General features: G+C 69.6%; 30 protein-coding genes. 13 read left to right on the forward strand and 17 right to left on the reverse strand.

All coding sequences use genetic code 11. From position 1 onward, the window contains the following. Positions 1-14: 14 nt before the first annotated feature. Positions 15-923: an esterase/lipase family protein gene (locus ASC61_RS05730; protein ID WP_056210360.1), complete on the forward strand. Its 909-nt coding sequence runs from the start codon at positions 15-17 to the stop codon at positions 921-923. Here the strand turns inward: ASC61_RS05730 and ASC61_RS05735 are convergent. The 4 genes from ASC61_RS05735 to ASC61_RS05750 all read right to left on the reverse strand — a co-directional run bounded on the left by ASC61_RS05735 (position 920) and on the right by ASC61_RS05750 (position 5,064). Next, entirely contained in the window at positions 920-1,672 is a 753-nt protein-coding gene (locus ASC61_RS05735; RefSeq protein ID WP_056210362.1) for a 3'(2'),5'-bisphosphate nucleotidase CysQ, read from the reverse strand. The two genes, ASC61_RS05730 and ASC61_RS05735, sit on opposite strands and share 4 nt — an antisense overlap. Then, positions 1,669-3,507: an adenylyl-sulfate kinase gene (gene cysC, locus ASC61_RS05740; protein ID WP_056210363.1), complete on the reverse strand. Its 1,839-nt coding sequence runs from the start codon at positions 3,505-3,507 to the stop codon at positions 1,669-1,671. Before cysC ends, ASC61_RS05735 begins: the two co-directional genes overlap by 4 nt. Next, positions 3,507-4,418: a sulfate adenylyltransferase subunit CysD gene (gene cysD, locus ASC61_RS05745; protein ID WP_056210364.1), complete on the reverse strand. Its 912-nt coding sequence runs from the start codon at positions 4,416-4,418 to the stop codon at positions 3,507-3,509. The genes cysC and cysD overlap by 1 nt, the downstream gene beginning before the upstream one ends. 70 nt (positions 4,419-4,488) lie before the next feature. Beyond that, complete coding sequence (locus ASC61_RS05750; RefSeq protein ID WP_056210367.1) at positions 4,489-5,064, reverse strand: TetR/AcrR family transcriptional regulator; 576 nt, start codon at positions 5,062-5,064, stop codon at positions 4,489-4,491. 47 nt (positions 5,065-5,111) lie between these two features. On the opposite strand from ASC61_RS05750, the gene ASC61_RS05755 reads away from it, so the two are divergent. From ASC61_RS05755 to ASC61_RS05765, 3 genes are read left to right on the forward strand one after another with little or no spacing between them, the layout of a single operon-like run. Next, on the forward strand, positions 5,112-6,638 hold the full coding sequence (locus tag ASC61_RS05755) for a hypothetical protein (protein ID WP_056210371.1): 1,527 nt from the start codon (positions 5,112-5,114) through the stop codon (positions 6,636-6,638). Continuing rightward, entirely contained in the window at positions 6,635-7,420 is a 786-nt protein-coding gene (locus ASC61_RS05760; RefSeq protein ID WP_056210374.1) for an SDR family oxidoreductase, read from the forward strand. Before ASC61_RS05755 ends, ASC61_RS05760 begins: the two co-directional genes overlap by 4 nt. A gap of 48 nt (positions 7,421-7,468) precedes the next feature. Further along, a complete protein-coding gene (locus ASC61_RS05765) occupies positions 7,469-8,533 on the forward strand; it encodes a helix-turn-helix transcriptional regulator (protein WP_056210376.1) in 1,065 nt (354 codons plus the stop codon). Positions 8,534-8,550: 17 nt separating this feature from the next. Here the strand turns inward: ASC61_RS05765 and ASC61_RS05770 are convergent, their stop codons facing one another. After that, the gene (locus ASC61_RS05770) at positions 8,551-8,835 is read right to left on the reverse strand and encodes a hypothetical protein (RefSeq protein WP_056210384.1); all 285 of its coding nucleotides are present in this window, start codon (positions 8,833-8,835) and stop codon (positions 8,551-8,553) included. Between the two features lie 131 nt (positions 8,836-8,966). On the opposite strand from ASC61_RS05770, the gene ASC61_RS05775 reads away from it, so the two are divergent. Beyond that, on the forward strand, positions 8,967-9,425 hold the full coding sequence (locus ASC61_RS05775) for an SHOCT domain-containing protein (protein WP_056210386.1): 459 nt from the start codon (positions 8,967-8,969) through the stop codon (positions 9,423-9,425). Here ASC61_RS05775 and ASC61_RS05780 read toward each other — a convergent pair. After that, a complete protein-coding gene (locus tag ASC61_RS05780) occupies positions 9,422-9,856 on the reverse strand; it encodes an SRPBCC family protein (RefSeq protein ID WP_056210388.1) in 435 nt (144 codons plus the stop codon). The genes ASC61_RS05775 and ASC61_RS05780 overlap by 4 nt on opposite strands. A gap of 67 nt (positions 9,857-9,923) precedes the next feature. On the opposite strand from ASC61_RS05780, the gene ASC61_RS05785 reads away from it, so the two are divergent. Beyond that, positions 9,924-10,262 carry a hypothetical protein gene (locus ASC61_RS05785; protein ID WP_056210391.1) on the forward strand — a complete coding sequence of 113 codons (339 nt, stop codon included), beginning with the start codon at positions 9,924-9,926 and terminating at the stop codon, positions 10,260-10,262. Here ASC61_RS05785 and ASC61_RS05790 read toward each other — a convergent pair. Genes ASC61_RS05790 through ASC61_RS05805 form a run of 4 tightly spaced genes read right to left on the reverse strand, consistent with a single transcriptional unit; the run spans position 10,259 to position 13,944 of the window. Continuing rightward, the gene (locus ASC61_RS05790; protein WP_056210394.1) at positions 10,259-11,410 is read right to left on the reverse strand and encodes an acetyl-CoA C-acetyltransferase; all 1,152 of its coding nucleotides are present in this window, start codon (positions 11,408-11,410) and stop codon (positions 10,259-10,261) included. The genes ASC61_RS05785 and ASC61_RS05790 overlap by 4 nt on opposite strands. Further along, positions 11,407-11,991 (reverse strand): TetR/AcrR family transcriptional regulator, encoded by a 585-nt coding sequence (locus tag ASC61_RS05795; RefSeq protein ID WP_056210396.1) that lies wholly within the window; start codon positions 11,989-11,991, stop codon positions 11,407-11,409. Before ASC61_RS05795 ends, ASC61_RS05790 begins: the two co-directional genes overlap by 4 nt. Before the next feature lies 1 nt (position 11,992). After that, positions 11,993-12,796: an SDR family oxidoreductase gene (locus tag ASC61_RS05800; RefSeq protein ID WP_056210398.1), complete on the reverse strand. Its 804-nt coding sequence runs from the start codon at positions 12,794-12,796 to the stop codon at positions 11,993-11,995. Continuing rightward, positions 12,793-13,944, reverse strand: a complete 1,152-nt coding sequence (locus ASC61_RS05805) for an acyl-CoA dehydrogenase family protein (RefSeq protein WP_056210401.1) — start codon at positions 13,942-13,944, stop codon at positions 12,793-12,795. Before ASC61_RS05805 ends, ASC61_RS05800 begins: the two co-directional genes overlap by 4 nt. Before the next feature lie 51 nt (positions 13,945-13,995). Between ASC61_RS05805 and ASC61_RS05810 the strand changes: the two genes are divergently transcribed. From ASC61_RS05810 to ASC61_RS05830, 5 genes are read left to right on the forward strand one after another with little or no spacing between them, the layout of a single operon-like run. Beyond that, positions 13,996-15,510, forward strand: coding sequence for a FadD3 family acyl-CoA ligase (locus ASC61_RS05810; RefSeq protein ID WP_056210402.1), 1,515 nt, complete (start codon positions 13,996-13,998; stop codon positions 15,508-15,510). Further along, positions 15,507-16,373 (forward strand): enoyl-CoA hydratase, encoded by an 867-nt coding sequence (locus ASC61_RS05815; RefSeq protein ID WP_235503493.1) that lies wholly within the window; start codon positions 15,507-15,509, stop codon positions 16,371-16,373. The genes ASC61_RS05810 and ASC61_RS05815 overlap by 4 nt, the downstream gene beginning before the upstream one ends. Then, entirely contained in the window at positions 16,370-17,503 is a 1,134-nt protein-coding gene (locus tag ASC61_RS05820; RefSeq protein ID WP_056210405.1) for an acyl-CoA dehydrogenase family protein, read from the forward strand. Before ASC61_RS05815 ends, ASC61_RS05820 begins: the two co-directional genes overlap by 4 nt. Then, on the forward strand, positions 17,500-18,396 hold the full coding sequence (locus ASC61_RS05825) for an acyl-CoA dehydrogenase family protein (protein ID WP_056210406.1): 897 nt from the start codon (positions 17,500-17,502) through the stop codon (positions 18,394-18,396). Before ASC61_RS05820 ends, ASC61_RS05825 begins: the two co-directional genes overlap by 4 nt. Then, positions 18,393-19,454 (forward strand): acyl-CoA dehydrogenase family protein, encoded by a 1,062-nt coding sequence (locus ASC61_RS05830; RefSeq protein WP_056210407.1) that lies wholly within the window; start codon positions 18,393-18,395, stop codon positions 19,452-19,454. Before ASC61_RS05825 ends, ASC61_RS05830 begins: the two co-directional genes overlap by 4 nt. Before the next feature lie 8 nt (positions 19,455-19,462). Here ASC61_RS05830 and ASC61_RS05835 read toward each other — a convergent pair whose 3' ends face one another. Further along, positions 19,463-20,398 carry an NADP-dependent oxidoreductase gene (locus ASC61_RS05835; RefSeq protein WP_056210408.1) on the reverse strand — a complete coding sequence of 312 codons (936 nt, stop codon included), beginning with the start codon at positions 20,396-20,398 and terminating at the stop codon, positions 19,463-19,465. Between the two features lie 115 nt (positions 20,399-20,513). Here ASC61_RS05835 and ASC61_RS05840 point away from each other — a divergent pair, with 115 nt between their 5' ends. After that, positions 20,514-21,020 carry a MarR family winged helix-turn-helix transcriptional regulator gene (locus tag ASC61_RS05840; RefSeq protein ID WP_056210409.1) on the forward strand — a complete coding sequence of 169 codons (507 nt, stop codon included), beginning with the start codon at positions 20,514-20,516 and terminating at the stop codon, positions 21,018-21,020. A 6-nt stretch (positions 21,021-21,026) separates the two neighbouring features. Here the strand turns inward: ASC61_RS05840 and ASC61_RS05845 are convergent, their stop codons facing one another. From ASC61_RS05845 to ASC61_RS05855, 3 genes are read right to left on the reverse strand one after another with little or no spacing between them, the layout of a single operon-like run. Then, complete coding sequence (locus ASC61_RS05845; protein ID WP_082530809.1) at positions 21,027-21,503, reverse strand: VOC family protein; 477 nt, start codon at positions 21,501-21,503, stop codon at positions 21,027-21,029. Between the two features lie 57 nt (positions 21,504-21,560). Beyond that, positions 21,561-21,977 carry a DUF6069 family protein gene (locus tag ASC61_RS05850; RefSeq protein WP_056210411.1) on the reverse strand — a complete coding sequence of 139 codons (417 nt, stop codon included), beginning with the start codon at positions 21,975-21,977 and terminating at the stop codon, positions 21,561-21,563. Continuing rightward, the gene (locus ASC61_RS05855) at positions 21,974-22,933 is read right to left on the reverse strand and encodes an RNA polymerase subunit sigma-70 (protein ID WP_235503494.1); all 960 of its coding nucleotides are present in this window, start codon (positions 22,931-22,933) and stop codon (positions 21,974-21,976) included. The genes ASC61_RS05850 and ASC61_RS05855 overlap by 4 nt, the downstream gene beginning before the upstream one ends. A gap of 173 nt (positions 22,934-23,106) precedes the next feature. Here ASC61_RS05855 and ASC61_RS05860 point away from each other — a divergent pair, with 173 nt between their 5' ends. Beyond that, positions 23,107-23,544, forward strand: coding sequence for a VOC family protein (locus tag ASC61_RS05860; RefSeq protein ID WP_056210413.1), 438 nt, complete (start codon positions 23,107-23,109; stop codon positions 23,542-23,544). Positions 23,545-23,565: 21 nt separating this feature from the next. On the opposite strand, the gene ASC61_RS05865 is transcribed toward ASC61_RS05860, so the two are convergent. From ASC61_RS05865 to ASC61_RS05875, 3 genes are read right to left on the reverse strand one after another with little or no spacing between them, the layout of a single operon-like run. Beyond that, positions 23,566-24,297, reverse strand: coding sequence for an NADP-dependent oxidoreductase (locus ASC61_RS05865; RefSeq protein ID WP_056210414.1), 732 nt, complete (start codon positions 24,295-24,297; stop codon positions 23,566-23,568). Then, on the reverse strand, positions 24,294-24,941 hold the full coding sequence (locus ASC61_RS05870) for an alpha/beta hydrolase family protein (RefSeq protein WP_056210415.1): 648 nt from the start codon (positions 24,939-24,941) through the stop codon (positions 24,294-24,296). Before ASC61_RS05870 ends, ASC61_RS05865 begins: the two co-directional genes overlap by 4 nt. Before the next feature lie 28 nt (positions 24,942-24,969). Continuing rightward, positions 24,970-26,220, reverse strand: coding sequence for a cytochrome P450 (locus ASC61_RS05875; RefSeq protein ID WP_056210416.1), 1,251 nt, complete (start codon positions 26,218-26,220; stop codon positions 24,970-24,972). Positions 26,221-26,278 lie beyond the last annotated feature (58 nt).

The raw sequence follows: 26,278 nt of genomic DNA on the forward strand, positions 1-26,278 counted from the left end.
TCATTGGAGTTCACATGCGCCGCATCCTCGTCATGGCCGCCGTCCTCGTCGCCCTGCTGGCCGGAGGGTCCCCGGCGTCCGCTGAGACCAAGCCGCTCCCGGTGCCTTACAACTTCCTGCCGGCGGCGATCCTCGGCGGGTCGCCGGGCGCGAGCGCCCCGGGCACGAACGACTGGGCCTGCAAGCCTTCGGCCGCACATCCCCGGCCCGTCGTGCTCGTGCACGGCACGTTCGGCAACCAGGCCACGAACTGGCAGACGTACGGGCCGCTGCTCAAGAACAACGGCTACTGCGTGTTCGCGTTGACGTACGGCGCCCTGCCGGCGCCCTACCCGGTCAACGCGCTCGGCGGACTCGGCAGCATGCGGACGAGCGCCAAGGAGCTGCGTGCGTTCGTCGACCGGGTCCTCACGACGACCGGCGCCGGGCAGGTGGACCTCGTCGGCCACTCGCAGGGCACGCTGATGCCCGCGTACTACCTGAAGTTCCTCGGCGGGGCTCCGAAGGTGCACTCCTACATCTCGCTCGCCTCGCTGTGGCACGGCACCGAGGTCCTCCCGGCCCAGCTGACCAAGCCCCTCGGCATCGACGCCTCCGTCGTCCCCGTGTGCGTGGCGTGCGGCGAGTTCAACCCCGACTCGACGTTCATGAAGGAGCTGCGCGCCGGTGGCGTGGCCGTGCCCGGCGTCCACTACGTCAACATCGTGACGAAGTACGACGAGCTGGTGCGGCCCTACACGAGCGGCATCGAGCCGGGCATGACGAACATCGTGCTCCAGAACCGCTGCGCCCTGGACTACACGGAGCACTTCGAGATCGCGGCCGACCGCAACGCGACGCTGTACGTGCTCAACGCCCTCGACCCGGCGCATCCCCGCCCGATCACCTGCACGCTGACGCTGCCGTTCGTCGGAGGGCTCTAGGTCGCTGCGGCGATCGCCGTGAGGATCTTGTCGGCGAGGTCGGCGCGGCAGATCACCAGGTCCGGCAGGTAGGGGTGCGCCGCGTTGTAGGTCAAGGTCGAGCCGTCGACGCGCGACGCGTGCAGGCCCGCAGCGAGGGCGACGCCGACAGGCGCTGCCGAGTCCCACTCCCACTGACCGCCGGCGTGCAGGTAGGCGTCGGCATCGCCGCGCAGCACCGCCATCGCCTTGGCGCCGGCTGAGCCCATGGGCTGCAGGTCGGCATCGAGGTCCTGCGCGACGGCGGCCGCGAACTCCGGCGGGCGGCTGTCGCTGACGAGGAAGATCGGCCGCTCGTGGGGGCCGCGCACGACCGTCGACCGCGCCGACGAGTAGACCGTCGACAACGCCGGCTGGGCCACCGCTGCTGCGGTGATCGCCGAGCCGGGGGCACCCCGCTCCCACAGAGCGACGTGGACCGCCCAGTCAGGACGACCCGGCATGCCGTACTCGCGGGTGCCGTCGAGCGGGTCGATGATCCACACCCGGTCGGCCGAGAGGCGTGCGGGCGAGTCGGCCGACTCCTCCGAGAGCACCGCGTCGCCGGGCCGGCGTTCGGCGAGCAGGGCGAGCAGCAGCTCGTTGGCCTTGGCGTCGCCGGCCTTGCCGAGCTCCTTGCCGGTCAGCCCGGAGGTGCGCTGCAGGTCGAGCAGCAATGCCCCGGCCCGTTCGGCGATCTCGGCCGCAAAGGCCGCATCCCGCTCGATCATGTCTGCTCCACTCGGTCGATCACGATTCCGGCGAGCGTACCCGCGTCGCCGTCGCTGGGCCGCAACAGCAAGTCGGGACGCATCGGCGCCTCGTACGGGGCGTTGATGCCGGTGAAGTCCTTGATCTCGCCGGCGCGCGCCTTGGCGTACAGCCCCTTGGTGTCGCGGGCCTCGGCCACCTCGAGCGGCGTGTCCATGAAGATCTCGAGGAACGGCAGGTTGTCGTCCTCGTGGGCAGCACGGGCGGCGTCGCGGTCCGCGCGATAGGGGCTGACGAGCGACACGATCGCGACGACGCCGGCATCGGCCAGCAGCCGCGCCACCTCGGTCACGCGGCGGACGTTCTCCTTGCGGTCCTCGGGGCTGAATCCGAGATCGGCATTGAGGCCGTGCCGCAGGTTGTCGCCGTCGAGGATGTACGCCGGCCGGCCCGACGCGACGAGGCGCCGCTCGATCTCGACGGCCACGCTCGACTTGCCGGAGCCGGAGAGCCCGGTCAGCCACAGCGTCATGCCCTTGGTCTTGCGGTGCTCGCGCGTCACGGCGCCGCTGTGCCACACGATGTTGGGCTCGTTCTGGCTCGCACCCAGCAGCATTCCGGCAGCGACGGTGTTGTTGGTCGCCTCGTCGATCAGGATGAAGCTGCCGGTGTCGCGGTTGCGGCGATAGGGATCGAGGTGCAACGGCTTCTGCGTGCGCAGCCGCACCCGGCCGATCTCGTTGAGCGCCAGCGTCGGCGCGTCCTCGACGCGGTGCAGCGTGTTGATGTCGAGGCGGTACTCGAGCTCCTTGACCGAGACGCGGGTGTCGCGCGTCGTGTGCAGCATCGCGTACGTCGTGTCGGTGTCGAGCGTCAGGTCGCCGTCCATCCAGCAGATCATCGCGTCGACGTCCTGCGTGCTGGTCGGCCGGTTGTTGGGCCGGCACAGCATGTCGCCGCGGCTGATGTCGAGGTTGTCGGCGAGCTCGATCGTCACGGCCTGGCCGGTGAACGCCTCGTCGAGCTTCGTGCCACCCGGGCCCCAGACGTTCGTCACCATCGTCGAGAAACCCGACGGCAGGACCACGACCTCGTCGCCCGGCCGGAACACGCCACCGGCGACCGTACCGGCGTAACCGCGGAAGTCGTGGAAGTCCGCCTGCTGCGGCCGGATGACGTACTGCACCGGCATACGGGCGTCGATGAGGTTGCGGTCGGACGCGACGTGCAGGTCCTCGAGGTAGCCCAGCAGGGCCGGCCCCTCGTACCAAGGCATGGCCGCACTCTGGGTGACGACGTTGTCGCCCGTGAGCGCCGAGACCGGGATGAACGTCAGGTCCGGGACCTCGAGCTTGGACGCGAACGCCTCGAACTCGGTGCGGATCTCGTTGAACCGCTCCTGGGAGTAGTCGACGAGGTCCATCTTGTTGACGCAGAGCACGAGGTGCGGGATGCCGAGCAACGACGCGAGGAAGGCATGGCGCCGTGACTGTTCGAGGACGCCGTTGCGGGCATCGATCAGGATCAGCGCGACGTCTGCCGTCGAGGCACCCGTGACCATGTTGCGCGTGTACTGGATGTGGCCCGGGGTGTCGGCGATGATGAACTTGCGCTTGGGCGTCGCGAAGTAGCGGTACGCCACGTCGATCGTGATGCCCTGCTCCCGCTCGGCGCGCAGGCCGTCCGTGAACAGCGCAAGGTCCGGGCCGTCGAAGCCGCGGGCCGCGCTCGCCGTCTCGATCGCGCCGAGCTGGTCCTCGAAGATCGCCTTGCCGTCGAACAGCAGCCGGCCGATGAGGGTGGACTTGCCGTCGTCGACGCTGCCGGCCGTCGCGATGCGGAGAAGCTGCGACATCAGAAGTAGCCCTCTTTCTTGCGGTCTTCCATGCCGGCCTCGGAGATCGCGTCGTCCGCCCGCGTCGCACCCCGCTCGGTGATGCGGGCGGCGGCGACCTCGGTCACCACGTCCGCCGGGGTCGCGGCATGTGACTCGACGCAGCCCGTGCAGGTCGCGTCGCCGATCGTGCGGAAGCGGACCATGGCGTCGAACGGCTCCTCCTCGCCCCGGGGCTGGATGAACCGGTTGACCGCGAGCAGCATGCCGTCGCGTGCGACGACCGTCCGCTCGTGCGCGTAGTAGAGCTCGGGGAGCTCGATCTCCTCGCGAAGGATGTAGTTCCAGATGTCGAGCTCGGTCCAGTTGGACAGCGGGAAGACCCGCATGTTCTCGCCCTTGTGGTGCCGCCCGTTGTAGAGGCTCCACAGCTCGGGTCGCTGGTTCTTGGGGTCCCACTGGCCGAACTCGTCGCGGAAGCTGAAGACGCGCTCCTTGGCTCGGGCCTTCTCCTCGTCGCGGCGCGCACCGCCGAACACGGCGCCGAACTGGTTCTCCTTGATGCCGCGCAGCAGCGACACGGTCTGCAGCTTGTTGCGCGGACCCAGGGGCCCGCCGATCTCCTTGGCGCGCCCGGCGTCGATGTCGTCCTGGACGCTCGCGACGATGAGCCGCAGCCCGAAGCGCTCGACCGTACGGTCCCGGAACTCGATGACCTCGTCGAAGTTCTGTCCCGTGTCGACGTGCATCACCGGGAACGGGACGGGCGCCGGCCAGAACGCCTTGGCCGCCACGTGCAGCATGACGACGGAGTCCTTGCCGCCGGAGAACAGCAATCCGGGGCGCTCGATCGTCGCGGCGACCTCGCGGAAAATGTGGACGGCCTCGGCCTCGAGCTTGTCGAGGTCGGTCAGCACGTACGTCTGGGTCATGCCGAGCTCGCCGACTGAGAATAGAACATGTTCTAGTTTTGCAGTCGGACGGCGCAAAGGCAACCTCCGGCTACCGGGCGGCGACGAGCCCCGCGACCTGCTCGGCGATCGCCTGACGGACGTCCTCGTGCGAGGCGCCTGTCGCGTCGGCCATGAACCGGCCGAAGATCAGCCAGCCCAGGACTGTCGACCCGGCGACCGAGGTGGCCACCGCCCGGTCGGGGTCGCCGCCCTCCCACAGCCCGGAGAACAGCTCGGTCGTCGAGGCCGTGCCGGGCAGCGCCGCCTCCGGACTGTCGAGCACGGCGTGCACCAGCGTCCGCCAGTACGACGGTCGCTGGGCCAGCAGGTCGAGCAGCTCGGCCACCACGTCGGGCGCGGCAGTGCCGCTGGTCGGCAGCCCGGAGGCGAGGACGGCCGAGGTCACCATCTCGGCGTCAGCGGCGAGCATCTGCTCGAGCACGTCGGCCTTGGTGCCGAAGTGGCGGTGCACCAAGGCGTGGTTGACGCCAGCGCGCGTCGCGATGTCGCGCACGGAGAAGCCGTCGGGGCCCCGCTCGGCGACGAGCTCGCTCGTCGCGGCAAGCACCGCGGAACGTACCTGCTCACGGCCTCGGGGCCTGGCGTCGATCGGGAAGCTCGTCATGCCGCGAAGTCTATACAACGCTGTAACCATACGGTTACAGTCGGCGGATGCTTCGCCTCCCGCTCCTCGTCGTCGGTGCCGTGCTGGTCGCCGGCAACGCGCTCGCCGGGCCGTCCGCGTCCGCCGAGCCGGAGATCACGCTGCCGCCCATCCCGGCCGTCTCCGGCCTGCCGATCCCGTCGCTGCCGACGGACCTGCTCGCACCGCGTTTCACCGGTGCGCCGACTCCCGAGCAGCCGATCGCCCACCCGGCGATCCCGCAGAACCCCTGGCTGGCGTCCGACGGCAGCAACTCGATGCACAACGACGCGTACGCCTCGGACGCCTATCGCGTCAGCGGACCACTGGGCGAACACCTCAAGGTGAGCTCGGCGTCGTACGGCGTCCGCGAGTGCGCCACGATCGCGTTCGACTCCCACGGCCGGATCGTCGGCCTGTGCGGCGGTCTCGAGGGCTTCGGGATGATGGTGATCGATCCCGTCACGCTGAAGCCGATCTCGGAGCTGCGCACCTCGGCGCGCAACCTGCTCGCGAGCGCCAACCCGTTCACCGACATCTGCGGAGGGACGTACTTCTTCCTCGACGGCAACGACGTCGCCTATCCGACCACGGCCAAGAAGACCGTGCTCAAGATCGCCGTCAGGGCCGACGGCACGCTCGTCAAGCAGGCCGAGTGGTCGCTCGCCGCGTACGTCGGGGCTGACGACTGCCTGATCGCGACGATGCCGGACTGGTCCGGCCGCCTGTGGTTCTTCACCCAGCAGGGCACGATCGGGACGCTCGACCGCCAGACCGGAACGGTTCACGTCGCGCAGCTGCCGGACGGCGAGGAGGTCACCAACTCGGTCGCGACCGACGAGACCGGCGGCATGTACGTCGTCTCGACCCACGCGCTCTACCGTCTCGACGCCGCGACGGACGGGACGCCGGCGGTGACGTGGCGCGAGGCGTACGACCGGGGCAGCCGTCTGAAGCCCGGCAACCTCTCGCAGGGCTCCGGCACGACTCCCACGCTGCTCGGTGATCGCTGGGTCGCGATCAACGACAACGCCGATCCGCAGACCAACGTGCTCGTCTACGACCGCCGCAAGGGCGCGACCGACCGGCTGCACTGCACGCAGCCGGTGCTCGCCAACAACGCCGGCACGACCGACAACAGCCTCGTCGCGGCGGGCAACTCGTTCATCATCGAGAACAACTACGGCTATGGCGGGCCGGCCTCGACGATCCTCGGCAAGACCACGACGCCCGGCCTCGCCCGCGTCATCGTCGACGCTGGTGGCTGCCACGTGGCGTGGACCAGCAACGAGATCGCGCCCAGCTCGGTCGCCAAGGCGTCACTCGGCAACGGGCTCCTCTACGCGTACACGAAGCCGAAGGCCGGGCTGCTCGGCAACGTCGTGGACGCCTGGTACTTCACGGCGATCGACATCCGCACCGGCAAGACCGTCTGGAGCCGGCTGACCGGCACCGGCGTCCAGTGGAACAACCACTACGCAGCGATCTACCTGGGGCCTGACGGGACGGCGTACATCGCGACCCTGGCCGGGCTGGTCAGGATCCAGGACTCGTGAGGACGTACGTCGTCAGTGGGGCGGCCAGTGGAATCGGCGCCGCCACGACGGCCCTCCTGCGCGACCGGGGTGACCGCGTGATCACGGTCGACCTGCACGATGCGGATGTGGACGCGGACGTGTCGGCGCCTGCTGGTCGGGCCGACGCGGTCGCCGGCGTCCAGCGGCTGGCCGACGTGGTCCACGGTGTCGTGCCGTGCGCGGGGATCGCCGGCTCATCAGGGGTCGCGTCGTCGCTCGTCGTCTCGGTCAACTTCTTCGGCGCGGTGGGGCTGGTCGAAGGTCTCCGCCCCCAGCTCGCCGCTGCTGAGGGCGCCAGCGTCGTGTTGTTGGCCTCGAACTCGATCACGGGCATGCCCGGTTGGCGCGCATCGGTCGCCGACCACTGCTTGGCCGGCGACGAAGCAGCGGCACGCGCTGACGCCGACCAGGCCGAGTCGGTGATGGTCTATCCGGCGACCAAGGCGGCGCTGGCGTGGTGGGCCCGTCGCGAGGGCATCACCCCCGACTGGATCGGTGCAGGCATCCGGCTCAACGCCGTGGCGCCCGGCATGATCGCCAGCCCCATGACGGACCGGCTGCTGGCCGACCCGGAGATCGGCCCGCTCGTCGAGGCGTACCCGACCGCGATCGGACGCCTCGGACAGCCGTCGGAGGTGGCAGCCCTGATCGCGTTCCTGCTCTCGGACGCGAGCAGCCTGATGGTGGGGTCGGTCGTGTATGCCGACGGTGGCACCGACGCCATGCTGCACCCGCAGTCCCCCGAGGGCTGGGACGTCTGAGTCACTCCGCTCGCCCCGTCCACCGCCGTCGGGGCGTAGCCTCCGTACATGGCCGTCCCGGTGGCGTACGCGCGATCGTCGGCACGCGTCGCCAGGATCTGTGAGGCCGCCGCCGATGCGCGGACGTTGCGGCTCCAACTGGTCGAGGAGATCCGTCAGGTGGTCGGCTTCTACGCGTACGCCTGGCTGCTGACGGACCCCGGTACGTCGGTGGGGTCCGCGCCGTTGGCCGACGTCCCCTGCCTGCCCGAGCTGCCCCGCCTGATCCGCCTCAAGTACGTCACCGACGTCAACCGGTGGACCGCGATGACCGGCTCACCGGCCGCCTCGCTGCACGACGCGACGGAGGGCGACCCGACCCGGAGCCTGCTGTGGCGGGAGCTGCTCTGCCGCTACGACATCCAGGACGTGGCGTCGCTGGTCCATCGGGACCGGTTCGGCTGCTGGGGATTCCTCGACCTGTGGCGGTCCCAACAGCTGCCGCCGTTCACGGAGGTCGAGATCGACTACCTCGCCGACATCGCCGCACCGGTGACGACGGCACTGCGGCGATGCCAGGCCAACACGTTCGCGGCCACGTCGGCAGGCGATGCCGGCCGTATCGGCCCGGTGGTGCTGCTGCTGTCGCCGGACCTCCAGGTGCTCCGGCAGACCCCAGAGGCACAGGAGTACCTGCGAGCGCTGGTACCCCCGACCGAAGGACAGGCGCCGATCCCGGCGAGCGCCTACAACGTCGCGGCCCAGCTGCTGGCCGTCGAGCAGGGCATCGACGACAACCCGCCATCGGCCCGCGTGCATGTCTCGGGCGGTCGCTGGGTGAACCTGCGCGCCGCGCGCATCGGAGACGCGGCGAGCGCCGGTGACCGCGAGATCGCCGTCACCATCGAGGAGACCTCACCGGCCGAACGCGCTGATGTCTTCGCCAGCGCGTTCGGGTTCAGCACCCGGGAGCGCGAGCTGCTCGGTCACCTCATGACCGGCACGGACACCCGCCAGGTCGCCGGGTTGATGTTCCTCTCCGAGCACACCGTGCAGGACCATCTCAAGTCGATCTTCGCCAAGACCGCGACGCACAACCGGCCCGCACTGCTGGCGCGTGCTCTCGGCACCTGACGCTGCTCACGGTCGACTCATGCCCGCGCACTCTCCAGGATCTTGGTCTGAGGCGTTCCGACGAGTGCCGGGGAGTTGTCCGGGGAGGACCAGACCTTCTCCCGCAGGAACGCCAGGAACCTCTCGGCTTCCTCGACGGTGTCGAAGTCGAGGTCGATGACCACGTACTGGCGATCGTCGACCGGTTGCTGGACGCGCTGGCCGCGAACCCCGGCTTTCGTGCGGAACTCCGCGAACCTGTCGTATGCCGAGCTCCAGAGCTCGAAGTCGACGATCGCATGCTCGATGTGAAGGGTGGTCATGGCTGCTCCTGCGTCGTGAAGGTGGTTTCCATCGACGCTAGGCAGCGAAGCGGCGCACGCCCATCCCAGAATCCTGGGGTCTTCGTCGCACTCGCGGCGGCGTACGGACGGTCGAGTGCGAGGATCGTCGTATGAGCTTCTTCGACAAACGACGGACCGCTCCCGCGGCCACCTCGGACGGCGTGCCCGGCACGGCCGAAGTCGTCACTGTCTCGGTGAATCGCGGCGACACGGTCAATCAGATCTGCGAGATGAACCTCGTGATCAGTGCTCCCGGCGTGACGCCGCTCGCGGTCGAGTTCTCCGGCCCCGTGAAGCGGAAGGTCTGGCCTGCGCCGGGCGCGGTGCTGCCGATCCTGGTCGACCCCGCCGACCCCACCAACTACCGGATCTTGTGGGACCAGGTCACGCCGGCCAAGGACGCTGCACGGGCCAAGGCGGAGAGCGTCGCCGCCCTGCAACGGGAGGAGCCGGCCGACGCCCCGGCGGACGACGTCATCAGCCGACTGGAGCGCCTCGCCGCGCTGCGCCAGAGCGGCGCACTCACCGAAGAGGAGTTCGCCGCGCAGAAGGCGAAGGTCCTCGGCTAGCGACCTTCGACGTACGCCTTGAAGCTCTTGCTGCCGGTGTCGAGGGCGCTCTTGAGGACGCGCTTCAGCACGAAGCCGGGCATCGGCACCTTGACGCCGATCTCGAGGTCGAGCTTGACGTGGGTGCCGCTGCCGGTGGGCGTCAGCGTGTAGGTAGCGACCTGCTTGGACTGCACCGAGCTCTCGGCCAGCGTCCAGGTCACGGAGTGCGGCTCGTCCCACGTGTAGTCGGTGACCTCTTCGTCGGTGAACCCTGCAGCCGAGACCTTGGCGCGTACGCGTTTGGGTCGTCCATCGTCGTGTCGGCTCTCGACGGTGGCCGACTTGTGCGCGCTTGAGCGCTTCGGCAGGTCCTCGATCGCAGCGACGGCGTCGAAGACCTGCTCGGGCGTAGCATCGACGTCGAACTCAGTGGTGCCGGAAACTGCCATGCGCGGAACAGTAGTGGCTCAGGCCCGGCGCCACGGCAGGTTTTCGACGATCGAGGGGAACGCAGGCATGAGGGCACCGGTCACCGATGAGCAGGTCCAGGAGCTGGCGGCGACGGCCAGGCCGCTCGCACTGACGCTCCTGTGGTGGGGTCCGGAACGGCATCGGGACGGAGCTGCGGCGATCGAGCTGGAGCACCAGCGACGCATGGTGTCCCTGCATGCCGACGGCACGATCGCGGTGCTCTGCCCCGGGGGCGACGACGCGCTGGCCGGGGTGGCGGTGATGACGGTGCCACCGGAGCAAGCCGAGGAGATCATGTCCTCCGACCCGTGCGTCCAGGCCGGGATGATTCGTGTCGAGGTGCACCCCGGGGCAGGGTTCCCCGGAGACTCGATCCCTGCCTAGAGCCTCTCGATGATCGTGACGTTGGCCTGGCCGCCACCCTCGCACATGACCTGCAGGCCGTAGCGGCCATCGGTGCGCTCGAGCTCGTTCAGCAGCGTGGTCATCAAGCGGGTGCCTGTCGCCCCGATCGGGTGGCCGAGCGCGATGCCGCCGCCGTTCACGTTCACCTTGTCGTGCGGCACGTCGAGCTCCTGCATCCACGCCAGCACGACCGAGGCGAACGCCTCATTGCACTCGAACAGATCGATGTCCGCCACCGTCATGCCTGTCTTGCTCAGCGCGTGCCGGGTCGCGGCGATCGGCCCGGTCAGCATCCAGATCGGGTCGTCGGCGCGTACGGACAGGTGGTGCACCCGGGCCCGGGGCGTGAGCTGGTGGTCCTTGACCGCCTGCTCGGACGCGATCAGCATCGCGCTCGCGGCGTCACTGATCTGTGACGCGACGGCGGCGGTGATCCGGCCCCCAGGTGCCAGCGGCTGCAGCGCCGCCATCTTCACCAGCGAGGTCTCGCGCGGGCACTCGTCGACCGCGAACTCGCCCACCGTCACGACCTGGCTGTCGAACCGGCCCTCGGCGATCGCCGTGCGCGCCCGCTCGTGCGAGGCGAGCGCGAACTCCTCCATCGCCTCGCGGCTGAGGTCCCACTTCTCGGCGATCATCTCGGCCGACTTGAACTGGCTGACCTCTTGGTCGCCGTAGCGCTTGAGCCAGCCGGGCGACTCCGCGAACGGCGTCGTGAACCCGTACTGGTCGGCCACCAGCATCGCCGCCGAGATCGGGATCGCGCTCATGTTCTGCAGCCCGCCGGCGACGACGAGGTCCTGCGTCCCGGACATCACTCCCTGCGCGGCGAAGTGCACCGCCTGCTGGGACGAGCCGCACTGCCGGTCGATCGTCACTCCGGGCACGTGGTCAGGAAGGCCGGCAACGAGCCACGCCGTACGCGCGACGTCTCCGGCCTGGGAGCCGATCGTGTCGCAGCAGCCCATGATGACGTCGTCGACCGCGCCCGGATCGATGCCCGTGCGGTCCATGAGCGCGGACAGCACGTGGCCGCCGAGGTCGGCCGAGTGCACGCCGGCGAGCGATCCGCCGCGCCGGCCGACGGGCGTCCGGACGGCGTCGATGATGTACGCGCTGGCAGTCATGTCGTGATCCCGTCGAGGAGGATGGTGAGGTACTGGTCGGCGACATCGTGGTGGCTCAGCTTGCCGCCGGGCTGGTACCACCGCACCGCGACCCAGACGGTGTCGCGGATGAAGCGATAGACGAGCTCGACGTCGAGATCCTTGCGGAGAGCGCCGGAGGCCACGCCCTCGCGGAGCAGCGTCAGCCACACGTCGCGCGACTGCTGGTTGCGGTCGGCGAGGTAGGCGAAGCGGTCGAACGTACCGAGGTAGTCCGCCTCGTTCTGGAAGATCGCCACCTCGTCGCGGTGGTGGTCGATCGCCTCGAACGACACCCGCACGGCGGCCTCGAGCTTGGCCCGCGGATCGTCGGTGCCGGCGAGGATGCCCGCGTACGCACCGAACAGCTCCTCCTGGAACGACGACAGGATCTCGTCGACCATCGACTCCTTGGAGTCGAAGTGGTGATAGAGCGAGCCGCTCAGGATGCCGGCCGCGTCGGCGATGTCGCGGACCGTGGTGTTCTTGAAGCCCTTGGTGGCGAACAGCTCGGCTGCGATCTGCAGCAGCTCCTCCCGCCGCGTCTGTGTCGTCTCAGCCATCTCAGGCTCGCTGACTCGACACGGAGATGACCTCGCCGGTCAGGTAGGTCGAGTAGTCCGACGCCAGGAACACCATCACGTTCGCCACTTCCCACGGCTCGGCTGCGCGGCCGAACGCTTCTCGTTGCTTGAGCTCGGCCAGCAGCTCGTCGCTGGTGACCTTGGCGAGGAACGGGTGCATCGCCAGCGACGGGGCGACCGCGTTCACCCGGATACCGTACGGCGCGACGTCGAGCGCGGCGCAGCGGGTCAGCGCCATCACGCCGGCCTTCGCCGCGGCGTAGTGCGCCTGCCCTTCCTGTGCGCGCCACCCGATCACCGAGGCGTTGTTGACGATGACGCCGCGCTTGCCGGCTGTACGCATGCGGTTGCCCGCCGCGCGAACGCACCGGAACGTCCCGGTCAGGGTGATGTCGAGGACCCGCGACCACTCGTCGTCGGTCATCTCGAGCACGTCGGCCGTCCCACCGAGGCCCGCGTTGTTGACCATGACGTCGGCCCCACCGTGCTCGTCGGCGATGTCGAGGAGAGCCTGGACCTGAGCCTCGGCGGTGACGTCGACGACGAGCGAACGTACGCGATCGGCGCCGAACTCCGCCCCCAGCGCCTCCTGCGCCTCGGCCAGTCGCCGCTCGTGCGTGTCGCTGATGATCACGACGCCGGCGGACTCCTCCAGGGCCCGCCGCGCGACGGCCGCGCCGATGCCCGCGCCGGCGGCCGCGGTCACCACGACGACCTTGTCGGTGAGCAGTCCATGACCCGGGACGTAGTCCGGCGTCGGCTGCTCGGGTCGCATCGTTGTCATCCGCGGGCCTCTTTCGGAAGGCCGAGCACGCGCTCGGCGAGGATGTTGCGTTGGATCTCGTCACTGCCGCCGTAGAGCGTGTCCGCACGAGAGAACAGGAAGAGCCGCTGCCAGCGGTCGAGGTCGTACGCGTCGCCGTCGGCGGTGAGCGAGCCTGCGCCGCAGACGTCCATCGCCAGCTCGCCGAGACGTCGGTGCCAGCCCGCCCACACGAGCTTGGCGACGTTGTCGGCGCCCGGCGTGGCCTCGGTCAACGACCGGACGGCGTTGATGCGCATGACCTCGAACTCCACACTCTGCGCCGCGAGCCGGTCACGGAGCACCGCGTCGTCGAGGGCGCCGTTGGCGCGGGCCAGGTCGATCAGGTCGTTGAGCTCGCTCTCGAAGCCGACCTGCTGACCCAGCACGGAGACACCGCGCTCGAAGCCGAGCAGCGCCATCGCGACCCGCCACCCGTCGCCGGGCGCACCGACGATCATCGAGGCGGGCGCACGAGCACCGGTGAAGAACACCTCGTTGAACTCCGAGTCGCCGGTGATCTGCTCGATCGGCCGGACCTCGACGCCCTCCTGGTCGAGCGGGACCAGCAGGAACGACAGGCCACTGTGACGTGCCGATCCCGGTTCGGTGCGGGCGATGACGAAGATCCAGTCGGCCTCGTGCGCCCACGAGGTCCAGACCTTCTGACCGTCGACGACCCACTCGTCAGCGGTCTCGTCGAGCACGGCTCGGGTCTTGACGGCGGCCAGGTCGGAGCCGGCCCCCGGCTCGGAGTAGCCCTGGCACCACAGCTCGTCGACCGTACGGATCGCCGGCAGGAATCGCGCCTTCTGCTCGTCGGTGCCGAACTCGATCAGCGTCGGGCCGAGCAGCTGCTCGCCGAGGTGGTTGACCGTCTCCGGAGCGCCGGCGCGGGCGTACTCCTCGTGGAAGATCGCCTGCTGGGTGAGGCTGAGTGCGCGACCGCCGTGCTCCTTCGGCCAGCCGAGGCAGGTCCACCCGTGCTCGGCGAGGTGCCGGTTCCACGCGCGCCGCTCCTCGTACGCCTCAGAGCCGCCGACACCCTTGAGGTCGGCCCACTCGCCGACAAGATGCTCGCCGAGCCAGGCATGCACCTGCTCGCGGAAGGCATCGTCGTCGGAGGTCATATGAGGTAGCCTACCAAGCACTTGCTTGGCTAGCGACGAAGGAGGAATTTCGTGACCCACACCGTCCCGGGGCTCGTGCGCCGCGCCGCCGCAGAGTTCGGCGATGCTCCTGCGTACGTGATGGACGGTCGGACCGTGACGTTCGCCGAGCTGCACGATCTCGTACGCGGCGCTGCCGCGGCCTACCACCACCGAGGGCTCGAGCCTGGCGGCCGCGTGGTGCTCTGGGCGCCCAACAGCATCGACTGGGTCGTCGCGGGACTCGCCGTGACGTACGCCGGGGGCACGCTGGTGCCGGCCAACTCGCGCTACACCGCGCACGAGGTCGCCGACCTGGTCGACCGTACGCACGCGACGCTCGTGGTCATCGCCGACGGGTTCCTCGGGCGTACCCAGATCGCCGACCTGCGGGCACTGGCACCTGAGGCTCCGATCCTCGACCTCGCAGACCTGGCCTCCCTCGCCGCCGACGACGCAGACCTGGCCGCGGTCGAAGCCGCCGCCGGAGCGGTGTCACCCGACGACGTCGCCGACATCCTCTTCACCTCCGGCACGAGCGGCCGCCCCAAGGGCGTGCTCAGTGCTCATCGGCAGACCGTCGCCGCTGCGACGGCCTGGAGTGCCGTCGGAGAGGTCACCGCCGACGACCGCTACCTCGTCATCAGCCCGTTCTTCCACTCGTACGGCTACAAGGTCGGTGTCCTCGTCGGGCTGCTCCATGGGTGCACCCTCTACCCCATGGCGACGTTCGAGCCCGATGCCGCACTCGCGCTGATCGCCTCGGAGCGGATCACGATGGTGCCGGGTGCGCCGGCGATCTTCCTCGGCCTGCTCGAGTCGCCGGCCTTCGCGTCGACCGACACGTCATCGCTCCGGTTCGCCAACACGGGTGCCGCGAACGTACCCGTTGCCCTCGTCGAGCGGCTGCAGAGCGAGCTGAGCTTCGACCTCGTCATCACCGCGTTCGGCATGACCGAGTGCGTCGTCGCGACGATGTGCCGGCGCGGCGACAGCAACGAGACCGTCGCCACGACGTGCGGCCGCGCCATCGACGGCATGGAGACCGCGGTCGCCGACCCCGAGACCGGCAAGCACCTCCCGGCAGGCAGCGAGGGTGAGCTGTTGCTGCGTGGCTCACAGGTCATGCTCGGCTATCTCGACGACCCGGCCGCCACCGCCGACGCGATCGACGCCGACGGCTGGCTGCACACCGGCGACGTCGGGGTGCTCGACGACGACGGCTACCTGCGGATCACCGACCGGCTCAAGGACATGTACATCTGCGGTGGGTTCAACGTCTACCCCGCCGAGGTCGAGCAGGCGCTGGCCCGCCTCGACGGCGTCGTCGAGTCGGCCGTGATCGGCGTGCCCGACGAGCGGCTCGGCGAGGTGGGCAAGGCCTTCGTCGTACGTCGTGAGGGCGGGCCCGGCGCCGACGCGGTCATCGCCTTCGCCCGCGAGCGGCTGGCCAACTTCAAGGTGCCGCGCGAGGTCGTCTTCGTCGACGCCCTGCCGCGCAACCTGGGCGGAAAAGTCTTGAAAACCGAGCTGAGGAGCACATCGTGAGCGACGAAGACGTAGTCACGTACGAGGTGGTCGACCAGGTCGCGCGGGTCACGCTCAACCGGCCGGAGTACCGCAACGCACAGAACTCCAAGATGACGTACGCGCTGGACGCCGCGTTCCAGCGCGCGACCGACGACGACGCGGTCAAGGTCATCGTGCTGGCCGGCAACGGCAAGCACTTCTGCGCGGGCCACGACATCGGGACGCCCGGGCGCGACGTGGACCAGACGTTCGAGCGCAAGGCCGTGATCTGGTGGGACCACACCGACAAGGAGGGCGGCGACCAGCGCTTCGCCCGCGAGTCGGAGGTCTATCTCGGCATGTGCCGGCGCTGGCGCGAGATCCCGAAGCCGGTCATCGCGCAGGTGCACGGCGCCTGCATCGCCGGCGGGCTGATGCTCGCCTGGGCGTGCGACTTCATCATCGCGTCGGACGACGCGTTCTTCTCCGATCCCGTCGTACGCATGGGGATCCCGGGGGTCGAGTACTTCGCGCACCCGTGGGTCATGAACCCCCGGGCGGCCAAGGAGTTCCTCTACTCCGGCGACCGGTTCACCGCCGATCGCGCGCTGGCTCTCGGCATGGTCAACCAGGTCGTACCGGCCGAGGAGCTCGAGTCGACGGTGTCGGCGCTGGCCGGCCGCATCGCGCAGATGCCGCGCTTCGGCCTCGCGCTGACCAAGAAGGCGGTCAACCAGGCCGAGGACCTGCAGGGCATGCGCGCCGGCATGGACTCGGTGTTCGGCCTGCACCACTTCGCGCACGCGCACAACGCCGAGACCTCCGAGAACGCGCTCGGCGGGCTCGATGCCAAGTCGATGGCTGCCAAGGCCCGTGAGAACGAAGGCAAGGAGCAGGGGTGAACCTCGACTTCTCCCCTGACGAGCTCGCCTTCCGCGACGAGGCTCGGGCGTGGCTGTCGGCGAACGTACCGGCTGAGCCGCTGCCGTCGATGGACACCGCCGACGGGTTCGTCGCCCACCAGCAGTGGGAGCGCCGGCTCGCCGACGCGCGGTGGTCGGTCGTCTCCTGGCCCGAGGAGTTCGGCGGCCGTGGAGCCTCGCTCGTCGAGTGGGTCATCTTCGAGGAGGAGTACTACCGCGCCGGCGCTCCCGGCCGGGTCTCGCAGAACGGGATCTTCCTGCTCGCGCCGATCATCTTCGACCACGGCACCGGCGACCAGCAGCAGCGCTGGCTGCCGTCGATGGCGACCGGCGAGACGATCTGGGCGCAGGCGTGGTCCGAGCCCGAGGCGGGATCCGACCTCGCGTCGCTGCGGTCGACCGCCACGCAGGTGGACGGTGGCTGGCTGCTCAACGGGCAGAAGACCTGGTCGTCCCGGGCGGCGTACGCGCACCAGGGCTTCGGCCTGTTCCGCTCCGACCCTTCGACCGAGCGGCATCGCGGGCTGACGTACTTCTGCTTCCCGCTCGACGCGGACGGCGTCACCGTACGTCCGATCGCCCAGCTCGACGGTGAGGCCGGCTTCGCCGAGCTGTTCCTCGACGACGTCTTCGTGCCCGACGCCGACGTGCTCGGTGAGCCCGGTGACGGCTGGCGGGTCGCGATGAGCACCGCCGGCAACGAGCGCGGGCTGTCCTTGCGGTCGCCGGGTCGCTTCTGCGCGACGGCCGACCGCCTCCTCGACCTGTACGCCTCACAGCCCGACCCTGCGCTTGCCCCGCCCGTCGTCGACGCCTGGCTGCGCGCCGAGGCGTACCGGCTCTACACGTGGGGCACCGTCACGCAGCTCGCCGGTGGTGGTGACATCGGCGCGGCCGGCTCGGTCAACAAGGTGTGGTGGAGCGAGCTCGACGTCGCGCTCCACGAGACCGCGCTCGACCTGCTCGGCGCCGAGGCGGAGGTCACCTCGAGCTGGACCGACGGCTATCTCTTCTCGCTGTCCGGCCCGATCTATGCCGGCACCAACGAGATCCAGCGCAACATCGTCGCCGAGCGAATCCTCGGCCTCCCCCGCGAGGCCAGAGGATGAAGTTCACCTTGACGGACGAGCAGTCCGGCTTCGCCCGGTCCGTCGACGACCTGCTGTCCCGGGCCGACCCCGTTGCGGCGAACCGGGCCTGGGCCGCCGGCGACCACGAGCCCGGCCTCAAGCTCTGGTCGCGGCTCGCCGACCTGGGCGTGACGTCCCTGGCCACCGAGGCCACGCCCGTCGAGGTCTGCATCGCGTTCGAGGCGATCGGCCGTCACGCAGTACCCGGACCGTGGATCGAGTCGGCCGCCTACCTGCCACTCGCGCTGCCCGACGTCGACCTCACCCAGTCCCGGGCGACGGTCGCCACGCCGTACGCCGTGGACGCCGACACCGCCGACACCGTGTATGCACTCGTCGACGGCGAGCTGCATGAAGCCGTTCGGGGCGATCCGGTGACGTCCGTCGACCCGAGCCGGCGACTCTTCACCGTCACGGCGGGCGACCGGGTGGACCACGGAGACCTCGACGCCGCGTTCAACCTCGCCGTGCTCGCCGCCGCTGCGGAGCTGCTGGGTGCCGGCGAGCGGGTGCTGGCGGACTCCGTGGCGTACGTGAAGCAGCGCACCCAGTTCGGCCGAGCCATCGGGTCGTACCAGGCGATCAAGCACCAGCTGGCGAACGTACGCATCGCCCTCGACTTCGCCCGCCCGCTCGTCCTCGGTGCCGCCCTCGAGGTGACACCCCGGTCCGTGTCGGCGGCGAAGCTCCAGGCTGCCGATGCGGCGAACCTCGCCGCTCGCGTCGGACTGCAGGTGCATGGCGCGATCGGCTACACCGAGGAGCACGACCTGAGCCGTTGGCTGCTGCGTGTCCGCGCGTTGCAGTCGGCCTGGGGCACGTCGACGTTCCACCGCGAGCGCCTGCTCGCCGATCTCCTGGCGGCCCGATGACCGATCTCGTGCCCACGCGGGAGCACACCGAGCTGGCCGATGCCGTGCGCAACCTGCTCGACCGGCGCTCCGACAGCCAGGCCGTGCGCCGTGCGATCGAGCAGCCGGGCGGCTTCGATGCCGGCCTTTGGGCAACGCTGTGCGACCAGGTCGGTGTGGCGGCGCTTGCCATCCCTGAGGAGCAGGGCGGCGCGGGATTCAGCCTCGCCGAGACGTACGTCGTGCTCGAGGAGCTCGGCCGCTCCCTGACTCCCTCTCCGCTGCTGGCCTCCGTGATCGCGACCTCCGCTCTTGGACCCAGGGATTATGAGTCCTCGGCTCGTATCGCCGGCGGCACTGTCGCCACCCTCGCGTGGTCCGGGGTCACCGGAGAGCTTGCAGCACCCGTCGACGTGCGGTGGGACGGTGCGCTGCACGGCACGGTCTCCCCCGTCCTGCACGGTGACACCGCCGAGATCCTGCTCGTCGTCGCCGAGCACGAGGCCGGCACCGGACTGTTCCTCGTCGACACCGAAGCCGACGGCCTACGCCGCACGCGGCTCGCCGGCATGGACCCGACGACCAGCTTCGCCCGCCTCGAGCTCGACGGGGTGTCCGCCGAGCCGATCAGCCTCGATGCCGCCGAGATCCTCGCGACGACTCACCGCATCGGTACCCTCGCGGCAGCCGCCCTGCAGGTCGGCTGCGCCCAACGTGCGCTCGACATGACCGTGGCGTACACCAAGCAGCGTGAGCAGTTCGGCCGGCCGATCGGCTCGTTCCAGGCGCTCAAGCACCGCATGGCCGACATGCTGGTACGGGTGCAGATGTCGCGTGCGGGCGCGTGGGCCGCAGTCCAGGCGCACGTCCACGACGCCCCTGAGGCCGGCCGCCTCGCCGCGGCCGCCGGGTCGTACTGCTCCGAGGCAGTCATGGCGGTCGCGGCCGAGACGGTCCAGCTGCACGGCGGCATCGCGATCACCTGGGAGCACGACGCCCACCTCGTCCTCAAGCGCGCCCAGGCCCTGCACCAGCTCTTCGGCCAGCCCCACCAGCAACGCGCTTCGCTGCTCGCCTGAACGGGACATCAGGGCACGATGACGATCTTGCCGTGGAGGGAGCCTGCCGCTGCGTCGGCGTGAACGGCGGGCAGCTCGCTGAGCGGGACTCGACGAGCGACGTCGACTGACAGCTCGCCCTTGTCGATCCGCTCGACGAGCTCGGCCAGCTGCTCACGATCGTTGTTGACATAGAGATCGACGCCCCTGACGCCACGGTCGGCATCACTGGGTGCCGGCATCCACACGGTCGTGCTGACGACGACGCCGCCGTCGCGCACACGGCCGGCCAGAGCCGTGAACGTCTCCGGATCGATCGGCGCCAGGTTGAGCAGGACGTCGACCGGCTCGGTCACTGCGGCAGTCACGTCTGTGGCGGTGTGATCGATGAGCTCGTCGGCGCCTTGTGCCTTCACCTGCTCGGCGGTGCGCGGGCTGGCGGTGGCGATCACGTGGGCCCCGGCCGCCTTGGCGAGCTGCACCGCATATCCGCCGACTGCTCCCCCGGCACCGTTGATCAGGACGCGCTCGCCAGCCTTGAGGCCAGCGTGGTCGAACAGTGCCTGCCGGGCCGTCAGCGCCACCAGCGGGAACGCCGCGGCGTCGGCGAGCGGGATGCTCGTCGGCGCGAGTGCCAGGCCGCCGGCGGACGCCAGCACGTACTCGGCGGAGGCGCCGTCCTCCACGAACGGCAGGAACCCGACGACCGCGTCGCCGACCTTCACGCCCGACACGCCTTCGCCGAGCTCGTCCACGGTCCCGGCGACGTCGAGGCCCGGGATGTGGGGCAGCGTCAGGGGCATCGGTCCCTGCATGAACCCGGCGCGGATGTTGCCGTCCACGCCGTTGAACGAGGTGCCTGCGACGCGGATCCTGACCTGTCCGGACGCCGGGACCGGGAGGTCGACGTCCTCATAGCGCAGGACGTTCGCATCGCCGTACTCGTGGAATCGGATTGCCTTCATGTCGGTGCCTTCTCTCGATGTAGGTGCTTCGAACTTGAAGCACATCACTGACGGTAGCAGTGCTTCGAATACGAAGCAAGTGCTTCGAACACGAAACAACCAATACACTCGAGGCATGACCGCCGACTCACCCCTGGATGCCACCCAGCTCCGCGCGTACTTCGCCCTCATGGAGGTGGCCGGGCTGTTGAAACACGCGGTCGAGCAGCAGCTGCGCGAGGCCGGCGACCTGAGCTTCGTCCAGTTCCAGCTCCTGGCCCGCCTCGGGCTCAACTCGGCGACCGGCAGCGAACGCATGACCGATCTCGCCGACGGCGTCGTCTACAGCCGCAGTGGACTGACCTATCAGGCCGGCCTGCTCGAGAAGGCCGGCCTCGTCACGCGCAGCCCGTCAGCGGACGATGACCGCGGCGTCACGGTCACCATCACGGATGCTGGTCGCACACGACTCGAGACGGTGCTGCCGGGGCACACCGAGGTGATCAGCCATCAGCTGTTCGAGCCGCTGACGTCCGCAGACGCGTCGGCCCTCGCGGACCTGCTCGCACCGGTGCGCGACCACATGCGCGCCGCCCCGCCCCGCTCGGCAGCGCCTCGTCGACGACGCGCGGGCGCCGAGTGAGGCTGGCTAGAAGCTGAGCCGGGGCTGGTCGTAGAACGTCGGCGGCCCGGCACCGAACTCCAGTCCGAAGAACGTACCGGCCGGTCCGGTGTGCGAACCGGCCACGAAGCGCATGACGGTGCCGTCCGGATCCGGCACGTCCATCGCGACACCGAACTCGCCACGGTCCTGGATGTCACTGTGCGCGATCCCCAGCTCGTCGCACCGATCGGCCACGGTCGACATCTGGCCGATCGTGCTGACCTCGAACGCGCAGACATCGAAACCGTCCAGCACGGGGGTGCTCGCACAGTGCTCCCGCTCGCGCAGGCCGATCACGAATCCTGCAGCGTGGTCAGCCAGCACGACTCCTCGGACAGCCGCGTCCTCGGTGAACTCGGCGGCCAGCTCGAGGTCGAACAGGTCGGAGTACCAACGGGCGCTGCGGGCCAGGTCGGTGACCGGAAGCTTGATCTGGCGTACGCCGACCAGCGGAAGACTCATGCCCTGCAGTGTCTCGCAGCACTCAGTCCAGCGCATCGACATCCCGAGAATTCGGCTTCACGCCGTGACGGACGCCTCCACCGATCGGCGATCCGCCAGTGCATCGAGCCTTCGCACCAGGGTCGGGATCATCACCGCCGCGGCGATGAGGTGCAGGCCGACGAGGGTCCACGACGTCCCGGTGTCCGCGTCGGCGATCAACGGAGGCACCAGCGAGATCGCGGTCAGCGACACGGAGATCCAGGCAAACCGTTCCGCGGGGCGAGCGCTCCAACGATGCAGCGCCACAGCTAGCCCGACGCCGATGAGCGAGAAGAAGCCGGTGACCACCGCCACGCCTGACAGTGGGATCGCCTCACCGCTGATCTCGAGATCGACACCGGCAGCCCGGAGGACAGCGGCAACGACGGTGGTGGCCGCCATAGCCGCGACGGCACCACCGAGGCCGGTGACCACGAGCCGACGCGTGCTCATGACTCGGCCGCCAGACGCTCCGGCAGGCCGAGCCGCGGGAACTGGTCGGCGTGGAAGATGAAGATCTCGGTGACCTTCCCGTCGCTGATGCGCAGGACGTCGATCGTCAGCGGCAGGTACGCGCCCTCGTGCTCCTGCCAGAGGTAGAACGCGATCGCCGGCTGCCGGTTGACCGAGGTCAGCACCGTGCGCAGGTCGCCCAAGCTCTCGAACCCGTCGGCGACCCAGTCCCCGATGACGACGTCACGCCCGACGTAGAGGCCGGGCGTGGGCGGCATCGCGTAGCGGACATCGTCGCGCAGCATCGTGGTGATCGCACCGATGTCCTTGGCCACGCTGGCGTCGGTGAAGCGCCGCACGAGCTCGCGCGTCTTGGCGTCCTCGTCGCGCCCGGTCCAGTCCTGCCGCTCAGCCGGCAGGTGCTCCCGCAGCCCGGCGCGGGCCCTTTGCAGCGCACTGTTGACCGAGTTGACCGAGTCGCCGAGCAGCTCCGCGACATCCTTCGCCGGCCAGCCCAGCACGTCCCGCAGGATCAGCACGGCCCGAGGGCGGGGCGCGAGGTGCTGGACTGCCACGACGTACGCCAGCTCGATCGTCTCCCGCGCGACCGCCAGCGCCTCCGGGTCGTCCGCCTCATCCGCCGCCAGCTCGTCGAGCAGCCGGTCCGGATAGGGCTGCAGCCACAGCACCTCGCCACCGGTCGCGGGCCCGGGGCGGCGCTTGGCGAGCAGGTCCAGGCAGGCGTTCGTGGCGATCTTGTAGAGCCAGGCCCGGAACGTCGCCCGCCCCTCGTACGTCTCCCGTCGCCGCCAGGCGCGCAGGAACGTCTCCTGGACCGTGTCCTCGGCATCCTCGAACGAGCCGAGCATCCGGTAGCAGTGCACGTGGAGCTCCCGGCGGTGCGGCTCGGCCAGGTCGGAGAACCCCGCCTCGTCGATCTCACCCAGTCCACTCACGCCCGGCTCCTCCAGTCGCATGTCCACACTCATCACATCAGCCTTCCCGTCTCGTCATGTCCTTTCGTACGTATGACGGGTGCGCCCGGAAAAACTCATCACCGCGATCGTCGAGAACCCGGAGCCGGCTCCGTTCCAGCATCACACCGACCACGTGACAGAGGATGGATCACATGACTCACATTCAGCGCTTCGACCACATCGGCATCACCGTCGCGGACCTGGACACGGCGACCGCGTTCTTCGTCAAGCTCGGTCTGGAGGTCGAGGGCACCGGCTCGGTGCAGGGCGAGTTCGCCGAGCTGGTCTGCGGCATCCCCGGCACACACTGCGAGATCGTGATGTTGAAGTCGCCCGACGGCGCCCGCTTCGAGCTCGCCCGCTTCGTCACGCCGGACCACGTGCCCGGATCGCCGAACGCGATGGCCAACGAGCTGGGGCTGCGCAACGTGTCGTTCGAGGTCGACGACCTCCAGGCAGCGATCGACGAGCTGGCCGCTGACGGCTACGGACTCGTCGGCGGCATGGGCGAGTACGAGGGCACGGTGCGCATGGCGTACGTCCGCGGGCCCGAGGGGATCGTCGTGTCGCTGTTCGAGTACTTCGGCTGAGAACACCGAGATGTACGCCGCTCAGCCGGCGACGCTCAGGACCACCTTGCCGCGCTTGCCCCGCTGGGTGAGCCGGTCGAACGCCGCCTCGAAGTCCGCGAGCGCGAACACGCTGTCGACCTGGGGGCGCAGCTCCGGCAACGCCGCGAGCTGTGCCCCGTCAGGCTCGACGATGAAGTAGTGCGCACCGGGCGCCTCGGCCGCGATCGTCACGATCGACCCGGCACCGGCGGCATTCCGGGAGAGCGCCTCGCCGCCGACGGTGTCGAACAGCAGGTCGCAGCTCTCGCCGTCTCCGACCACCACAGCGCCGAGCTTCTCGGCGAGCTGCACAGCGAGGTGCCCCACGCCTCCCCCCGCACCGGTCACCATGACCCGCTGACCCGCGGTGAGACCGCCATGGATGACGAGGCCCTGCCAGGCACTCAGCCCCGGCATCGGCAGCGCCGCCGCCTCTTCGTGGCTCAGTCCGGCGGGCTTGGGCGCCAACACCGAACGCGGCACACTCGCCCACTCCGCGGCCACGCCATCGCGGTCGAACGGGGTCAGCGCCATGACCTCTTCACCCGTGCCCTCGACCACACCGGACAGCTCGTACGACGGGGTGGCCGGCAGCCGGTCGGTCGGCCAGGTGAGCTCGTCGCGCGTGATCGCCGCGGCATGGACGCGAACGAGGACGTCGTCACCCTCCGGCTCGGGTCGCGGGATCTCCTCGAGCCGCAGTCCGTCGTCGTGCAGGCGTAGTGACTTCATGAGTCCTCCTCGGTGGGGCCGGGCGGGAGGGTTCCCGCCAGCCAATCGGTGATGGCAGCCCGGATCGCGGGCGCGTCCTTCTTGAGCGAGTGGTCGCCGGACACCACGGCGAGCGTCACCGTGCGCGGCAGCGTCTGGGGATCCGGTACGCCGAACGGGTCGCGTTCGCCCTGCACGACCAGCGTCGGCACGGCGACCGCCGTGAGCTCGGGGAGCCGGGACTTCTCGGGACGCCCCGGTGGGTGCAGCGGGAACGCGAGGCACAGCACCCCGACGGCACCGACATCCGCGGACGTACGACAGGCGACCCGACCGCCGAACGATCGCCCGCCAGCGATGAGCGGCGTCTCGACGTGCTCGTCGATCCGCAGGTGCTCGGCGACGGCGCACCACGCCGCATCGACCTGCGTGGCCGGCGCGGGTGCTCGGCGACCCGCGACGCGGTACGGCTGCTCGACGAGCGCGACCGCCAGACCCGCTCCGAGGGCGACGTCAGCCGCAAGGCGCAGGTCGACGGCGTTGACGCCACCACCGGCGCCATGGCCGAGCATCAGCAGTCCGCGGACCGCGACCTCAGGCCGGGCGAGGTGCACTCGCGCATCACCATGCGGGGTCGCGACGAGTGACTCCCCGAACTCGGCCATGCGAGAACCGTACGGCCATCAACCCGGTTCAGCGATAGGCGACCGGGAGCTCCTTGATGCCGTTGAGCCAGCCCGAACGCAGCCGGGACGCCTCGCCGGTGCGGCGGATGTCCGGGGCGAGGTCGGCGAGAGCCTCGAAGATCAGCTTGATCTCCATGCGGGCCAGGTTGGCGCCGATGCAGTAGTGGACGCCGTGGCCGCCGAACGACAGGTGGGGGTTGGGGTCGCGGGTGATGTCGAACGTGAACGGGTCGGTGAAGACGTCCTCGTCGTGGTTGGCACTGGCATAGAACAGGGCGACCCGCTGGCCGGCCTTGATCTGCACACCGCTGAGCTCCACGTCCTCGAGGGCCGTGCGCTGGAACGAGGTCACCGGCGTGGCCCAGCGGATGACCTCGTCGACCATCGTGCTCGGGCGCTCGCGCACCCAGAGGTCCCACTGCTCGGGATGGTCGAAGAACGCATTCATGCCGTGCGACGTCGCGTTGCGGGTGGTCTCGTTGCCGGCGACGGCCAGGGCGATCACGAAGAACCCGAACTCGTCGTCGGTCAGGCCGCGGCCGCCGTCCTCGCCGGACTGCACGAGCTTGGTGACGATGTCGTCGCGCGGATTGGCCTTGCGCTCGGCGGCGAGACCCATCGAGTACATCAGCACCTCGGCCGCAGCGGCCTCCGGATCGTTGTCCTCGCGGGCGAGATCGGCATCCTCGGCGCCGGTCATCTGGTTGGTCCAGTCGAAGATCTTCTTGCGGTCCTCGGCCGGGATGCCGAGCATGTCGCCGATGACCTCGAGCGGGTACTGCGAGGCGACCTGGTCGACGAAGTTGCCGCTGCCGACCTCGACCGCCTCCGCCACGATGCGGCGGGCCCGCTCCTCGAGCACCTCGTCGAGGGCCCCGATCGCCCGTGGGGTGAAACCGCGGCTGATGATCTTGCGCAGCTGGGTGTGATCGGGCGCGTCCTGGTTGATGATCACGACCTGCGTCATCTCGAGGGACTCACGCGTCGCGGTCTCCGGCAACCGGATGATCGCGCCGTTCTCCTTGCTGGAGAACACTCTGTTGTTCTTGGACACCTCGGAGATGTCGGCGTGCTTGGTCACCGCCCAGTAGCCCGTGCCCGCAGCCACGGACATCCCCGCGCGCGCCGAGTCCACCTGTTCGACCCAGTGGATCGGCGACGCCGTACGCAAGGCGGTGAACTCGTCGTGCGGCACGCCCGCGAGGTTGAGGTCCGGGTCGGTGAAGTCGAAGCCGTCGGGAAGCAGCTGTGCGGTCATGGGATCTCCTCGTCATACACTCTTTGAAGTCTGTATGAACAGAAACACAGATGTGTAT

This window comes from Aeromicrobium sp. Root344 (genome assembly GCF_001425755.1).
In the GTDB taxonomy this organism is placed as follows: Bacteria; Actinomycetota; Actinomycetes; order Propionibacteriales; family Nocardioidaceae; genus Aeromicrobium.